At 71.8% G+C, this 14,661-nt stretch carries 15 protein-coding genes; 14 read left to right on the top strand and 1 reads right to left on the bottom strand.

Annotation, left to right across the window (positions count from 1 at the left end; genetic code table 11):
- Nucleotides 1-81: 81 nt before the first annotated feature.
- Entirely contained in the window at nt 82-867 is a 786-nt protein-coding gene (locus GE115_RS01550) for a peptidylprolyl isomerase (protein WP_312854785.1), read from the bottom strand.
- A gap of 107 nt (nt 868-974) precedes the next feature.
- On the opposite strand from GE115_RS01550, the gene GE115_RS01545 reads away from it, so the two are divergent.
- The 14 genes from GE115_RS01545 to GE115_RS01480 all read left to right on the top strand — a co-directional run bounded on the left by GE115_RS01545 (nt 975) and on the right by GE115_RS01480 (nt 14,592).
- Complete coding sequence (locus GE115_RS01545) at nt 975-2,348, top strand: replication-associated recombination protein A (RefSeq protein ID WP_153683045.1); 1,374 nt, start codon at nt 975-977, stop codon at nt 2,346-2,348.
- A gap of 249 nt (nt 2,349-2,597) precedes the next feature.
- Complete coding sequence (gene rpsD, locus GE115_RS01540; protein WP_312854784.1) at nt 2,598-3,221, top strand: 30S ribosomal protein S4; 624 nt, start codon at nt 2,598-2,600, stop codon at nt 3,219-3,221.
- Between the two features lie 207 nt (nt 3,222-3,428).
- Nucleotides 3,429-3,653 (top strand): hypothetical protein, encoded by a 225-nt coding sequence (locus GE115_RS01535; RefSeq protein WP_312854783.1) that lies wholly within the window; start codon nt 3,429-3,431, stop codon nt 3,651-3,653.
- Between the two features lie 113 nt (nt 3,654-3,766).
- The gene (gene alaS, locus GE115_RS01530) at nt 3,767-6,424 is read left to right on the top strand and encodes an alanine--tRNA ligase (RefSeq protein ID WP_153683044.1); all 2,658 of its coding nucleotides are present in this window, start codon (nt 3,767-3,769) and stop codon (nt 6,422-6,424) included.
- A gap of 2 nt (nt 6,425-6,426) precedes the next feature.
- A complete protein-coding gene (gene ruvX, locus GE115_RS01525; RefSeq protein ID WP_312854782.1) occupies nt 6,427-6,912 on the top strand; it encodes a Holliday junction resolvase RuvX in 486 nt (161 codons plus the stop codon).
- Entirely contained in the window at nt 6,909-8,516 is a 1,608-nt protein-coding gene (mltG, locus tag GE115_RS01520; RefSeq protein ID WP_312854781.1) for an endolytic transglycosylase MltG, read from the top strand. The genes ruvX and mltG overlap by 4 nt, the downstream gene beginning before the upstream one ends.
- Entirely contained in the window at nt 8,506-9,369 is an 864-nt protein-coding gene (locus GE115_RS01515; protein ID WP_153683042.1) for a shikimate dehydrogenase, read from the top strand. Before mltG ends, GE115_RS01515 begins: the two co-directional genes overlap by 11 nt.
- 79 nt (nt 9,370-9,448) lie before the next feature.
- Complete coding sequence (aroC, locus tag GE115_RS01510; protein WP_153683041.1) at nt 9,449-10,654, top strand: chorismate synthase; 1,206 nt, start codon at nt 9,449-9,451, stop codon at nt 10,652-10,654.
- A 22-nt stretch (nt 10,655-10,676) separates the two neighbouring features.
- Nucleotides 10,677-11,177 carry a shikimate kinase gene (locus GE115_RS01505; RefSeq protein WP_312854780.1) on the top strand — a complete coding sequence of 167 codons (501 nt, stop codon included), beginning with the start codon at nt 10,677-10,679 and terminating at the stop codon, nt 11,175-11,177.
- Entirely contained in the window at nt 11,174-12,262 is a 1,089-nt protein-coding gene (gene aroB, locus GE115_RS01500; RefSeq protein WP_153683040.1) for a 3-dehydroquinate synthase, read from the top strand. Before GE115_RS01505 ends, aroB begins: the two co-directional genes overlap by 4 nt.
- A 64-nt stretch (nt 12,263-12,326) precedes the next feature.
- Nucleotides 12,327-12,767, top strand: a complete 441-nt coding sequence (locus tag GE115_RS01495) for a type II 3-dehydroquinate dehydratase (RefSeq protein WP_312854779.1) — start codon at nt 12,327-12,329, stop codon at nt 12,765-12,767.
- Between the two features lie 76 nt (nt 12,768-12,843).
- The gene (gene efp / locus GE115_RS01490; RefSeq protein ID WP_153683039.1) at nt 12,844-13,407 is read left to right on the top strand and encodes an elongation factor P; all 564 of its coding nucleotides are present in this window, start codon (nt 12,844-12,846) and stop codon (nt 13,405-13,407) included.
- On the top strand, nt 13,407-13,820 hold the full coding sequence (nusB, locus tag GE115_RS01485; protein WP_312854778.1) for a transcription antitermination factor NusB: 414 nt from the start codon (nt 13,407-13,409) through the stop codon (nt 13,818-13,820). The genes efp and nusB overlap by 1 nt, the downstream gene beginning before the upstream one ends.
- Nucleotides 13,821-14,076: 256 nt before the next feature.
- On the top strand, nt 14,077-14,592 hold the full coding sequence (locus GE115_RS01480) for a DoxX family membrane protein (protein ID WP_153683038.1): 516 nt from the start codon (nt 14,077-14,079) through the stop codon (nt 14,590-14,592).
- The last annotated feature ends 69 nt before the right edge of the window (nt 14,593-14,661 follow it).

The following is a 14,661-nucleotide window of genomic DNA, read 5'->3' as shown; positions in this document are numbered from 1 at the left end:
GCCCTCGGCGGCGCACTGCAGACAGCCTATTGCACGCCCCCGCCGGCTGTCGGCGTTGCGCGGGGGCGGCCCCGGTTCGCGCTACTGCACCGTGAACGAGTCGATGGTGACGGGTACGGCGGGCGCGCCGTCACCGGCTCCGTCGGCGGTTCCGGCCGAGATGACGGATGCCTGGAGCTGGTCGAGTCCGCTCGTGACGCGGCCGACGACGGTGTAGCCGCCCGCGGCGTCCGAGGGGATCGTCGAGTCCTGGTAGACGATGAAGAACTGGCTGCCCATGCTCGAGCCGTTGCCGGACTGGCGCGCCATCGCGAGGGTGCCGGCGGGGTAGAGGTCGTCGGCCGGGGCGTTCTCGACCGGGCCGTAGGAGTAGCCGGGTCCGCCGGTGCCGTCGCCCGCGGGGTCGCCGCACTGGAGCACGTAGATGCCGCTCGTCGTGAGCCGGTGGCACGAGGTGCCGTCGTAGAAGCCCGACTGGGCGAGGCTGATCTCGGACGCCACGGCCTGGGGAGCGGCGGCGCCGTCGAGCTCGACGCCGAGCGGGATGCCGTTCACCGTGAGCGTGCCGGTCCAGGTGCGACCCTCCGCGAGATCGGCCGAGGGAACATCGCCCTGGTTCTCGCCGGGTGCCGGTGTCGCGGTGGGCGAGGCCGACGGCGTCGGCTCGGCCTCGGGAGCGCCGGGTCCGCCGTTGAAGTAGAACAGCTGCGCCGCGACGGCCAGCACGAGGACGACCACGAGCGCGGCGCCGGCGACGAGGTTGTCGCGGGTGCGCCGGCGGAGCTTGCGCTGGTGCACCTCCTGGCGAGCGCGGTAGGTGCGCAGACGCGCTCGTTCCTCACGGGCCTGACGGTCGTTCGCTGCCACGCATGCTCCTTCTCGGGGGTCCCTGCGTCCAGATGCTACGCAAGCGAGGGATGCCGCACCAATTCCCCCGGGGAATCGCTGTCGGAGGCCGCGGTTACGCTGGAGGCATGGTGGAGTCCGGACCGGGGCTGCGTTCCGGCGCGACCCCCCTCGCAGTGCGGATGCGTCCGACGAGCCTCGACGAGGTCGCCGGCCAGCGGCACCTGCTGACTCCGGGTTCACCGTTGCGCGCGCTCGCTGGCGACCGGCAGGGCACGTCCGGGTCAGTGTCCGTGATCCTCTGGGGTCCGCCGGGCACCGGCAAGACCACGATCGCCCAGGCGATCGCCCGGTCGTCGGGCCGCAAGTTCGTCGAACTGTCGGCCGTCACCGCGGGCGTGCGCGACGTGCGCCAGGTGATGGAGGAGGCGCAGGCCAGTCGCGACCTCTACGGCCTCTCGACGGTCCTGTTCCTCGACGAGATCCATCGGTTCACGAAGGCCCAGCAAGATGCCCTGCTGCCCGGGGTCGAGAACGGATGGGTGATCCTCGTCGCCGCGACGACCGAGAACCCGTCGTTCTCGGTGATCTCCCCGCTGCTGTCGCGGTCGTTGCTGCTGACGCTCGAGACCCTCTCCGACGACGACCTGGGCGTCCTCGTCGATCGCGCCGTCGTCGACGGGCGCGGACTCGGCGATCGCTTCGTGCTCGAACCCGACGCCCGCGCGGCGATCATCCGCCTCGCCTCGGGCGACGCGCGACGGGCGCTCACGGCGCTCGAGGCGGCATCCGTGTCGGCGGCCGGTATCCAGGCCGAGACCGTGACCGACCTCGAAGGCGACGACGCGGGCGACGATCGGCGACCGGCGATCACCGCCGAGATCGTGGCCCGCGCGGTCGACCGCGCGCTCCTGCGCTACGACCGCGACGGCGACGAGCACTACGACGTCATCAGCGCCTTCATCAAGTCGGTGCGCGGCAGCGATGTCGACGCTGCGCTCCACTACCTGGCCCGCATGATCGAAGCGGGCGAAGACCCGAGGTTCATCGCCCGGCGCATCATCGTCCTCGCCAGTGAGGACATCGGCCTCGCCGACCCGTCGGCGCTCGGAGTTGCGGTCGCGGCCGCCGACGCCGTGCAGTTCATCGGCATGCCCGAGGGGCGCATCCCGCTCGCGCAGGCGACCGTGCACCTCGCGACGGCGCCGAAGTCGAACGCGGCCTACATGGGCATCAACCGTGCGATCGCCGACGTGCGCGAGGGCAAGGCCGGGCGCGTGCCCAAGCACCTGCGCGACGCGCACTACCCGGGTGCCAAGCGACTCGCGCACGGCAAGGGCTACCGGTACCCGCACGACGACGCGATCGGCGTGGTCGAGCAGCAGTACCTCCCAGACACCCTGCGCGGAGCGGTGTACTACGAGCCGACCGAGCACGGCAACGAACGCGACGTCTCCGCCCGCCTGGCCAAGATCCGGCGTATCGTGCGCGGCGACCGGTGACTCGGTGTGCAACGCTGCCGAACGCCGCGCGATGCCCGGAGCTCGGAGCTGGGTCGCCGAAGGCGGAGACATCCGGCCGTGATATCATGGTCGCTGGCCTGAAGCCAGATCCTCGAGCGCGGCTGCGAGGGGGTCACCGGCGAACGGGTGCGATCTGTAGCCGATCCACCCTTGGCGAATCCCTCTGACACACTTCCCGGCGCACCACAGCGCCGCGAATTCGCTTGAGATTCTTCCGAAAGGACATTCGTGTCGAACCAGTCACGCAGCAAGACGCGCCTCTCCCGCGCGCTCGGCGTCGCCCTCACCCCGAAGGCCGCCCGCATCATGGAGAAGCGCCCGTACGCTCCCGGTGAGCACGGCCGCACCAAGCGCAAGCAGGACAGCGACTACGCCGTCCGCCTCCGCGAGAAGCAGCGCCTGCGCGCCCAGTACGGCATCCGCGAGAAGCAGCTGCGCATCGCCTACAACGAGGCCAAGCGCACCGACGGCCAGACGGGTGAGAACCTCGTCGAGCTGCTCGAGATGCGCCTCGACGCCCTCGTGCTGCGTTCGGGCTTCGCCCGCACCATCGCGCAGGCGCGCCAGTTCGTGGTGCACCGCCACATCCTCGTCGACGGCAAGATCGTCGACCGTCCCTCGTTCCGCGTGAAGCCGGGCCAGGTCATCGGCGTCAAGCAGCGTTCCGAGGGCACCGAGCCCTTCCAGGTCGCCGCGGCGGGCGGCCACGTCGACGTGCTCCCGAAGCTCCCGGGCTACCTCGAGGTCGAGCTCGACAAGCTCCAGTTCACCCTCGTGCGTCGCCCCAAGCGCGCCGAGGTGCCCGTCACCTGTGACGTGCAGCTGGTCGTCGAGTACTACGCGGCTCGCTGACGCATCGCGCCGGAGTCGAAGGGGTCGTGGGTTCTCCCACGGCCCCTTCGCCGTCTCCGGCGGCCGTCCGGTCGTGCCGACGTGCGCCGGTCGCGCCGGCCTGCTCATCGCCGCGTGCGGCCCGGCGACGAGGCATCCGTGACGACTAGACTGTCCCGAGGCCTGCCCGCGCCGAGCGCCGGGCGCATTCGATCAGGGAGCACCGTCGTGAAGAGCATTCTGTGGTTCGCCGCCGGCATCGCGGCGGGGTTCGTCGTCGCGCACCAGGTCAACCGGACCGAGCCGGGCCGCGAGTTCTTCGCCGCCGTCGACGCGAAGGCCAGGGCCTTCGGCCAGGCGATCGCCGAGGGCTACCACGAGCGCGACGCCGAGCTCCGCGCCGAGGGCGGCGACGCCACAGCCGACGCCGGGGCCGCCCCGAACGGGCGATGACCGTCGGATCCTGAACACCGAGCCACCCGAATCGAATCGAGCGCCTGACGCGAAGCGCTCTCCCGAGCACCACCCCCGCCCGCCAGCCGGGCCGTGAGACCGAGAACGGAACCATGCAGACTGCCGAGATCAGCCGTCGCTACATCGACTTCTTCGCCGAGCGCGGGCACACGGTCGTGCCGTCCGCCTCACTCGTGAGCGACGACCCGACCCTGCTCTTCACGGTCGCCGGCATGGTGCCGTTCGTGCCCTACCTCACGGGCGTCGTTCCCGCGCCGTACCCGCGCGCCGTCGACGTGCAGAAGTGCATCCGGACGAACGACATCGAGGAGGTCGGCAAGACCGCCCGCCACGGCACCTTCTTCCAGATGCTCGGCAACTGGTCGTTCGGCGACTACTTCAAGGAGGGGGCCATCACCTACGCGTGGGACCTGCTCACGCGCTCCGAGGCCGACGGCGGCCTCGGGTTCGCCGAGCGCGACCTGTGGGTGACGGTCTACGAGACCGACGACGAGGCGGCCGCGCTGTGGAAGCGCATCGCCGGGCTGCCCGACGAGCGCATCCAGCGCATGGGCAAGGCCGACAACTACTGGCACACGGGCCAGCCCGGCCCCGGAGGGCCGTGCTCCGAGATCTACGTCGACCGCGGGCCGCAGTACGGTCGCGACGGCGGGCCGATCGTCGACGACAACCGCTTCACCGAGATTTGGAACCTCGTGTTCATGCAGGAGCTCATCACCGAAGTCCGCTCCAAGGAGGACTTCCGGGTCGTCGGTCCGCTGCCGCAGAAGAACATCGACACGGGCATGGGCCTCGAGCGCGTCGCGTTCCTCAAGCAGGGCCTCGACAACATGTACGAGACCGACCAGGTGCGCCCGGTGCTCGACCGCGCGTCCGAGCTGTCGGGCCGTCGCTACGGCGCCGATCACGACGACGACGTCCGCATGCGGATCATCGCCGACCACGTGCGCTCCTCGCTCATGCTCATGTCCGACGGCGTGCGTCCGTCGAACGAGGGCCGCGGCTACATCCTGCGCCGGCTGCTGCGCCGCAGCATCCGCTCGATGCGCCTGCTCGGCGTCGACGGCCCGAGCTTCGCCGAGCTGTTCGCGGCGTCGCGCGACGCGATGCAGTCGGGGTACCCCGAGGTCGCGACCGAATTCCCCCGTCTCTCGCAGATCGCGATCGCCGAGGAGGAGACCTTCCTCAACACGCTGAGCGCCGGCACGACGATCCTCGACCTCGCGGTCGCGAAGACGAAGCAGGCCGGTTCGCCGCAGCTCGCGGGCGACACCGCGTTCCTGCTGCACGACACGTACGGCTTCCCGATCGACCTCACGCTCGAGATGGCCGAGGAGGCCGGCCTCGAGGTCGACCGCCCCGCGTTCGACTCGCTGATGTCCGACCAGCGTGCCCGCGCGAAGGCCGACGCGAAGTCGAAGAAGCAGACGCTCGCCGACCTCTCCGCGTACTCGCCGTTCCGTTCGCTCGGCGAGACGGTCTTCACCGGCTACACCGACCTCGTCACCGACTCGAGCGTCCTCGGCATCCTGGTCGACGGCCACGCCGTGCCGGCCGCGGTGGCCGGGCAGACGGCCGAGATCATCCTCGGTGCGACCTCGCTCTACGCCGAATCGGGCGGCCAGATGCCCGACAAGGGCCGCATCGTGGGCGACGGCTTCGTGCTCGACGTGCTCGACGTGCAGAAGCCCGTGCCCGGACTGATCAGCCACACCGTCAAGGTCGTCAGCGGCGAGGTCGGCGTGGGTGTGCCCGCGCGCAGCGAGGTCGACGCCGACTACCGGCGCGGCGCGACGCAGGCGCACTCGGGCACCCACCTCGTGCACGCGGCGCTCCGCCAGGTGCTCGGCCCCGACGCGCACCAGGCCGGCTCGCTGAACCGCGCCGGATACCTCCGCCTGGACTTCGGCTGGAACAAGGCGCTCTCGGGCGACACCCGCAGCGAGATCGAGGAGATCGCCAACAACGCCATCCGCGACAACCTCGAGGTCGTCACTCGCGAGATGCCGCTCGACGAGGCGAAGGCGCTCGGCGCGATGGCCCTGTTCGGCGAGAAGTACGGCGACGTCGTGCGCGTCGTCGACATCGGCGGGCCCTGGTCGCGCGAGCTCTGCGCCGGCACGCACGTGTCGACGAGCGCCGAGGTCGGCATGATCAACCTGATCGGCGAGTCCTCGGTGGGTGCGACGAGCCGTCGCGTCGAGTCCCTCGTCGGCATCGAGGCGTTCCGGCAGTTCGCGGCCGAGCGCGCGCTCGTGAACGAGCTGACGTCGAACCTGAAGACCCGTCCCGACCAGCTCGTCGACCGCGTGGGCGAGCTCGTGGCCAACCTGAAGGCCGCCGAGAAGAAGATCCAGGCGTACGAGGCGAAGGCGCTCAGCGAACGCGTTCCGACCCTGGCCGATCGCGCGGGCCGTGTCGGCGCGTACCTGCTGGTCGCCGAGCACGTCGGCACGCTCGCCTCCGGCGACGAGCTGCGTTCGCTCGCGACCGCGGTGCGCGGCCGGCTCGGCGACGCGGCATCCGTCGTCGCGCTGACGGCAGAGGTGAGCGGCAGGCCGGTCGCGATCGTCGCGACCTCGCCTGCCGCGCGTGACGCCGGAGCGAACGCGGGAGCGCTCGCGAAGCAGATGGCGTCGACGCTCGGCGGCGGCGGGGGCGGCAAGCCCGACCTCGCGCAGGGCGGCGGCAGCGACCTCGGGGCGATCCCCGCGGCGCTCGACGCGGTGCGCGTGGAGCTCGGACGCTGACCGTGCGCCCCGGCGTGCGGCTCGGCATCGACGTCGGCCGCGCCCGCATCGGCGTCGCGAGGTGCGATGCCGGCGCGGTCCTCGCCGTGCCGGTCGAGACCGTCGCCCGCAGTGCCGACGGCGATGCCGACGTCCGACGCATCCTGGCCATCGCCGACGAGTTCGGCGCCGTCGAGTTGGTCGTCGGAAATCCGCTGGCGATGTCGGGCCGTGCGACGGCGTCGACCGACGACGCGGTCGGTTTCGCGACCGTGCTCGCGGCCGCAGGGGGGGAGTCGCGACCCGTGCGGCTCGTCGACGAACGGCTCTCGACCGTGACGGCGCAGCAGCACCTGCGCGCCTCCGGGAAGAAGGCGCGCCAGCAGCGTCCCATCGTCGACCAAGCTGCGGCCGTTATCATTCTGCAACATGCGCTCGACGTCGAACGGACGTCGGGGGCTGCACCCGGCCGGGTGATCCCCACCGACGAAGGGTCAACACCCCTGTGACTCAGCTCCCCCCTGAGCCCCACGATGCGCGCGACGGCGGCGCAGCCTGGGATGCGCTGCTGCGCGGCGAGACGCCCCCCAACGCCGCCCGACCGGTCGACCCGTTCGCCGCGCTCGACGGACCGCGCACGGGCACGCCTGCCGCTCCGCCCCCCGGCGGCGCGGCGTACCAGGTCGCCGCGAACGACGCGGCTGCGAACGGCCCTGGCGCGCCGCGTGCGGGGGCATCCGACCCATCGGCGGATCCCGGCCGCCCGATGACGCGTCGCGAGCTCCGCGAGGCGGAGCAGCGGCGATTGGCCGAGCAGCAGGATGTTTCGGAGCCCGCGTATCCCTCGGCGGGGCCGACCGACGACGCATTCGACGCGGCGGCGCCGACCGACCCGTACTCGCCCACGACGGCGTACCCCGACCACGGTCAGGAGTTCGATCCCTCCCCGACGCACTGGCTCGACGAGCCCGAGGAGGCTGCAGCGCCGCACGGCCGCCCGAGCCGTGCCGAACGGCGTGCGGCGACCGCCTACGACGACGGCCACTCGAACGCGGCGCCGCGACGGCGGCGGCCGTGGGGATGCCTCATCGGCCTGCTGATCGTCGCCGCGCTCGGCGTCGGCGCCTACGTCTTCCTCCAGGGCCCGATCACCTCGATCATCGAGCGGTTCCAGCCCGCTGCCGACTACGAGGGCACCGGCACCGGCGAGGTGCTCTTCCAGATCCACGACGGCGACACCGGGTCGGACATCGCGACGAACCTCGAATCCGAGGGCGTCACGGCGTCGTACGACGCGTTCTACGACCTGCTGCTCGAGCAGGTGCCCGAACCCGAGTTCCACCCGGGCGTGTACCGGCTCGCCGAGCGCATGAGCGCCTCGGCCGCTCTGGCCGCCCTCGAGGACCCCGCGACCAAGCTCGAGAACACGGTCCTGATCACCGAGGGCACGTGGGCGCGCGATGCCCTCGCCGAGGCCTCGGCGGTGCTCCAGATCCCGATCGAGGAGCTCCAGGCCGCGGCGTCGAACCCGCAGGCCCTCGGACTGCCGGCCGAGGCGACGAGCGTCGAGGGCTTCCTCTTCCCGGCGACGTACACGTTCGATCCCGGCGTCACGGCCGACCAGGTCGTGCAGACGATGGTGGCCGAGAGCCTCGCCGCCTACGACGCGGCGGGCGTCGCACCCGAGGATCGGTACCGCGTCGCCACGATCGCCTCGCTGATCGAGCGCGAGGGCCTGCCGCAGGACTTCGCCAAGGTCTCGCGAGTGATCCAGAACCGCCTCGACCAGGGCATGCTCCTGCAGTTCGACTCGACCGTGCACTACGGCACAGGTGACAACTCGGTCGTCACGACGACCGACGCCGAGCGGGCCGACGCCGGCAACCCGTACAACACGTACGTGCACGCGGGCCTGCCGCCGGGGCCGATCGGCAACCCGGGCGCCGAGGCGATCCAGGCGGCGCTGAACCCCGCCGACGGCACCTGGTTGTACTTCGTGACCGTGAACCCCGACACCGGCGAGACGGTGTTCACGTCGACGATCGAGGAGCACGAGGCGGCCGCCGAGCAGTTCTACCAGTGGCTGGAGGAGCACCCCGACTATGGGCAGTGAGCGCCGCCGCCTCGCGGGCGACGCCCGCCGCCTCGCCGTGCTGGGCAAGCCGATCGAGCACTCGAAGAGCCCGGCGCTGCATGCCGCCGCCTACGGGGTGCTCGGCCTCGACTGGACGTACACCTCGATCGAGGTCGACGGCGCCGGACTGCCCGAGCTGCTCGCCGGACTCGACGCGTCATGGCGCGGACTCTCGCTCACCATGCCGCTGAAGCAGGACGTCATCCCGCTCGTCGAACGCATCGACCGCGTGGCCTCACTCACCGGCGCCGTCAACACCGTCCTCTTCGAAGCCGACGGCCGCCGGCTCGGCTTCAACACCGATGTCGGCGGTATCGTGCGGGCGCTGCACGAGGCCGGCGTCGACCGGGTCGGGCGCGGCGCGATCCTCGGCGCCGGTGCGACCGCCGCGTCGGTGCTCGCCGCGATCGCCGAACTCGGATGCCACGAGGTCGACGTGTTCGTACGAACGCCGGCGCGTGCCGAGCCGCTGGTGATCCTCGGCCGTGCCCTCGACGTCGAGGTGCGCGTGGCCGAAGACGGACTCGCCGCGCTCGCGCGCGCGGGTGCCGCCGACCTCGTCGTCAGCACCGTTCCGGGCGGTACGGAGCTGCCGCACGAGGCATCCGTCGACCTTCGACGTGCCGCGACGCTCTTCGACGTCGCGTACGATCCGTGGCCCTCGCGACTCGCGACGAGCTGGCTCGACGCGGGTGGGCGCGTCGTGCCGGGCATCGGGATGCTGCTGCACCAGGCCGTGCTCCAGGTTCGCATCTTCGTGACGGGCGACCCCGGAACCCCGCTGCCCGACGAGGCGGCGGTCGTCGACGTGATGCGGGCCGCCGTCGCCTGACCGGCCGCCGCCGGACCGGCGGCGGTCCGCGTCCGTCACGCGGCGTTCCCGCACTCCGCCCTGTGGAAGGATGGGCTTCATGCTCCGTTGGCTCACTGCCGGAGAATCCCACGGCCCTGAGCTCGTGGCGATCATCGAGGGTCTCCCCGCCGGCATCCCCATCACGCTCGACGCGATTCGAGACGACCTCGCGCGCCGCAAGCTCGGCTACGGCCGCGGCGCGCGCATGAAGTTCGAACAGGACGAACTCGCGATCTCGGGCGGCGTGCGGCACGGGCTGACGCTCGGCAGCCCGGTCGCGCTGCGCGTGGGCAACACCGAGTGGCCGAAGTGGCAGGAGGTGATGAGCCCCGAGCCCATCGACCCCGACCGGCTCGGCCGTGGACGCGGCGCGCCGCTGACCCGTCCGCGCCCTGGGCACGCCGACCTCGTGGGCATGCAGAAGTACGGGTTCGACGAGGCCCGGCCGGTGCTCGAGCGCGCCAGCGCGCGGGAGACGGCCGCGCGCGTGGCGCTCGGCGCGGTCGCGAAGGCGTTCCTCGCCGAGCTCGGCATCCGCCTCGTCGCGCACACGCTCGCCATCGGGCCGGTCCGGGTGCCCGAGGGGGCCGAGCTGCCCCTGCCGGGCGACGTCGACCGGCTCGATGCCGATCCGTTGCGGTGCTTCGACGCCGAGACGTCGGCGCGCATGGTGGCCGAGGTCGACGACGCCCACAAGTCCGGCGACACGCTCGGCGGCGTCGTCGAGGTGCTCGCGTACGGGCTGCCGCCCGGGCTCGGATCGCACGTGCACTGGGATCGCCGGCTCGACGCCCAGCTCGCCGCGGCGCTCATGGGCATCCAGGCCATCAAGGGCGTCGAGGTCGGCGACGGGTTCCTCACGACGACGCGTCGCGGATCGGCCGCGCACGACGAGCTGCACATGGCCGACGGCCGCATCGTGCGGGCGAGCGATCGCGCGGGCGGCACCGAGGGCGGCATGTCGACCGGCACCGTTCTGCGCGTGCGCGCCGGCATGAAGCCGATCGCGACGATCCCGCACGCCCTGCCGACGATCGACGTCGCAACGGGCGAGCCCGCACCGGCGCACCACCAGCGCTCGGATGTCTGCGCGGTGCCCGCGGCCGGCGTCGTGGCCGAGGCCATGGTCGCCCTCACGCTCGCGAATGCCGTGCTCGAGAAGTTCGGCGGCGACTCGGTCGTCGAGACCCGCCGCAACCTCGAGGCCTACCTCGACGCCATCCCCGACGCGCTCGAGACGGCGGGCGCCGATCCCCGTGGCTGAGCCGGGCGCGGACGCCCCGCGCGTGAGCCTGCCCGTCGTGCTGATCGGCCCGATGGGCGCGGGCAAGACGCGCATCGGCAGCCGACTGGCGCGCGAGGTCGGTGCCCCCTTCGTCGACACCGACCAGCGCATCGTCGAGCGCTACGGCCCGATCGAGGAGATCTTCGCGCGCGAGGGCGAGCCGTACTTCCGCGTCATCGAGCGGGAGGTGGTCGCCGAGGCGCTTCGCGAGGAGGCGGTCGTCGCGCTCGGCGGCGGCGCCGTGCTCGACCCCGACACGCAGGACGACCTGGCGACGCTGCCCGTGGTGCTGCTCCGCGTCGACGAGGCCGCGGTCGCCCCGCGGCTCGCGGGCGGCACCCGTCCGCTCATCGCCGACGGCGGCCTCGACCGCTGGCGCGGCATCCTCGCCGAGCGACTGCCGATCTACGAGGCGCTCGCCGACATCGACCTCGACACCTCGCGCCGCCCGGTCGCGAGGATCGTCGCCGAGATCACCGGGCGCCTGGGAGCACTCGCATGACCGCCGAACCGCACGAGCGAACCGTCATCCGCGTCGGCGGCGAGGACGGCTACGACGTCGTCATCGGGCGAGGCGTGCTCGCCGAGCTCGGCGACGCGCTCGGCTCCGACGTGCGCAAGGTGCTCGTGGTGCACCCGTCGACGCTGGGCGCCAGGGCCAACGCGATCCGCGAGGCGCTGCAGGACCGCTTCGAGGTGCTGCTCGCCGAGGTGCCCGACGCCGAGGCGGGCAAGCGCGTCGAGGTGGCCGCGTTCTGCTGGCAGATCCTCGGCCAGGCCGACTTCACCCGCTCCGACGCGATCGTCGGCCTCGGCGGGGGAGCGGCGACCGACCTCGCGGGGTTCGTCGCCGCCACCTGGCTCCGCGGTGTGCGGATCGTGCAGGTTCCGACCACCGTGCTCGGCATGGTCGACGCGGCCGTGGGCGGCAAGACCGGCATCAACACGAACGAGGGTAAGAACCTGGTAGGCGCCTTCCACGCGCCGGCCGCGGTGCTGTGCGACCTCGACCTGCTCGACACGCTGCCGCGCAACGAGATCCTCGCCGGGTTCGCCGAGGTCGTGAAGGCGGGGTTCATCCGGTATCCCGAGATCCTCGATCTCGTGGAGGCGGATCCCGACGCCGCGACCGATCCGACCACCCCGCAGTTCCGCCGGGCGATCGAGCTCGCGATCCGCATGAAGGCCGAGGTCGTCTCCGAGGACTTCACCGAGCAGGGGCTGCGCGAGGTCCTGAACTACGGGCACACCCTCGGCCACGCCGTCGAGCACGCCGAGCGCTACCAGTGGCGCCACGGCGCTGCGGTGGCCGTGGGCATGGCGTTCGCGGCCGAACTCGCGCGGCTCTCGGGCCGGCTCTCCGACGAGGTCGCCGACCGTCACAAGCGCGTGCTCGACCTGCTCAGCCTGCCCACGAGTTATCCGGCCGGCCGCTGGAACACCCTTCTCGCGACGATGCAGCGCGACAAGAAGGCGCGTGCGGGTCAGCTGCGGTTCATCGTGCTCGACGACCTCGCGAAGCCCACCGTCATGCACGCGCCCGACCAGTCGCTGCTGTTCGCCGCGTACCAGGAGATCGCGTCGTGAGGGCCGCCGAGCGCGGCCGGGCACGCGAGATCGACGGCGGATGCCGCGCCGATAGGCTGCTCGGGTGACCACGATCCTCGTCCTCAACGGCCCGAACCTGGCCCGGCTCGGCTCGCGCGAGCCGGAGGTGTACGGCAGCGACTCCCTGGCCGACATCGGCGCCCGGCTCGTGGCATCCGTGCCCGACGACGTCGCGATCGAGCTGCGGCAGACCGACGACGAGGGCGAGCTGATCGGCTGGCTGCACGAGGCGGTCGACCGGCGCGCCCCCGTGGTGCTGAACCCTGCGGCGTTCACGCACTACAGCTACGGGCTCCGCGACGCCGCGGCCATGCTCAAGCACGCCGGCATCCCGTTGATCGAGGTCCACCTCACGAACCCGCACACGCGCGAGGCCTTCCGCCACACCAGCGTGATCTCGGGCGTCGCGACGGGCGTCATCGCCGGCTTCGGTGCGGACTCGTACCGGCTCGCGGTGGACTGGCTTCTGCGAGCCGGCACCTGAGTCGACTACACTCGATCAGTCGCACGCGTCGGCGTGCCCGCCAGTCTTTCCCAACCAACGATCGGATCTCCTCGCCATGGCATCGACCGCAGACATCAAGAACGGCGTCGTCCTCAGCATCGACGGCCAGCTCTGGAGCGTGATCGAGTTCCAGCACGTCAAGCCGGGCAAGGGCGGGGCGTTCGTGCGCACGAAGCTGAAGAACGTCGTCACCGGCAAGGTCGTCGACCGCACTTACAACGCGGGTGCCAAGGTCGACATCGAGAACGTCGACCGGCGCGACTTCACCTATCTCTACAACGACGGCGACGGCTTCGTGTTCATGGACACGACCGACTACGACCAGCTCACGGTGCTGGCCGCGACCGTCGGCGACGCCGCGAACTTCATGCTCGAGAACCAGCCCGTCACCATCGCGCTGAACAACGGCAACCCGCTCTACGTCGAGCTCCCCGCGTCGGTCGTGCTCGAGATCACCTACACCGAGCCGGGCCTGCAGGGAGACCGCTCGACCGGCGGCACCAAGGCCGCGACCGTCGAGACCGGCTACGAGATCCAGGTGCCGCTGTTCCTCGAGACCGGCACGAAGGTCAAGGTCGACACCCGCACGGGCGACTACCTCGGCCGCGTGAACGACTAGTGAGCGCCCGTACGAAGGCGCGCAAGCGCGCCCTCGACCTGTTGTACTCGGCCGACGTCCGCCAGGTCCCGGTCGAGCAGTTGCTCGCCGTCGAGGCCGAGCGCGCCGTGGGGGAGCCCGAGCGCCAGGCCTCCTGGCTGTACGCGCGCGAGATCGTCGACGGCATCGTCGACCACCGCACCGAGATCGACGAGCTGATCACGACGCACTCGCGCGGGTGGACCCTCGAGCGCATGCCGGCCGTCGACCGGGCGCTGCTGCGCATCGGCGTATGGGAGATCGTCTACAACGACCAGGTGCCCGACGGCGTCGCGATCTCCGAGGCGGTCGAGGCCGCGACGGTGCTCTCGACCGACGACTCGGCCGGGTTCGTCAACGGCCTGCTCGGGGCGGTGTCGCACTCGAAGGGCTGACGGCAGCCGCCGCATCGACCACGAGCGGGCACCGGGGAATCTCCCGGTGCCCGCTCGGTCGTCTCCGGCGGCGTGCCGCGTGCGCCGGGTGCGCCACGAGGCAGCTCGCTCCGGCGCACCCCGGAGGTGAGGTTCCGGGTGCGCCCGGAGCGGGATTCAGCGCCGGTCCGGACGTACCGGAGGGACGGCTCCGATGGAATGGGCCTCGCCGCCGCATCCGGCTGCCGTCCCAACCATCGTTCAGAAAGGCACCTCCATGTCCTCCACCACCCTCGGAAGCGGTCGCACCTCGACAGCGGTCGGTCTCGATACGGTCCTCGACCAGGCGAACCGCGCGCAGGCCGTCATCCAGCGCTTCCTCGCCCGCACGTCGGTGCCGGCGCTGCGCGTCTCGCTCGGCCTCGTCTTCCTCGTCTTCGGCGCGCTGAAGTTCATCCCGGGCCTCAGCCCGGTCGAGGGACTCGTGCAGCGCACCTGGAGCACGCTGTCGTTCGGCCTCGTCGACGGCACCGCCGCGATGGCGATCACCGCGACCCTCGAGGTCTTCGTCGGCATCACGTTCGTGACCGGCTTCCTCCTGCGCATCGGGCTCGTCGCGCTCGCGGGCACCTTCGTCGGCATCTTCTCGCCGCTCGTGTTCTTCACCGGCGACCTGTTCACGGCCGTGGGCCCGACGCTGACGGCGCAGTACATCCTGAAGGACATCGTGCTCGTGGCCGCGGCGATGGTCATCGGGGCCAGGGCGCTGCAGCGGCCCATCGGCCGCCGGTGAGCCGCGCCCGACCGCGACGGATCCGCATCCGGCCCGTATCCGGACCATCCGAGGGGCTCCTGCCGACGG

Origin of the sequence: Agromyces agglutinans (genome assembly GCF_009647605.1) — a bacterium.
GTDB lineage: Bacteria > Actinomycetota > Actinomycetes > Actinomycetales > Microbacteriaceae > Agromyces > Agromyces agglutinans.
Note: the sequence above shows the minus strand (reverse complement) of the source record. Positions and strands in the feature narration are given on the sequence as shown.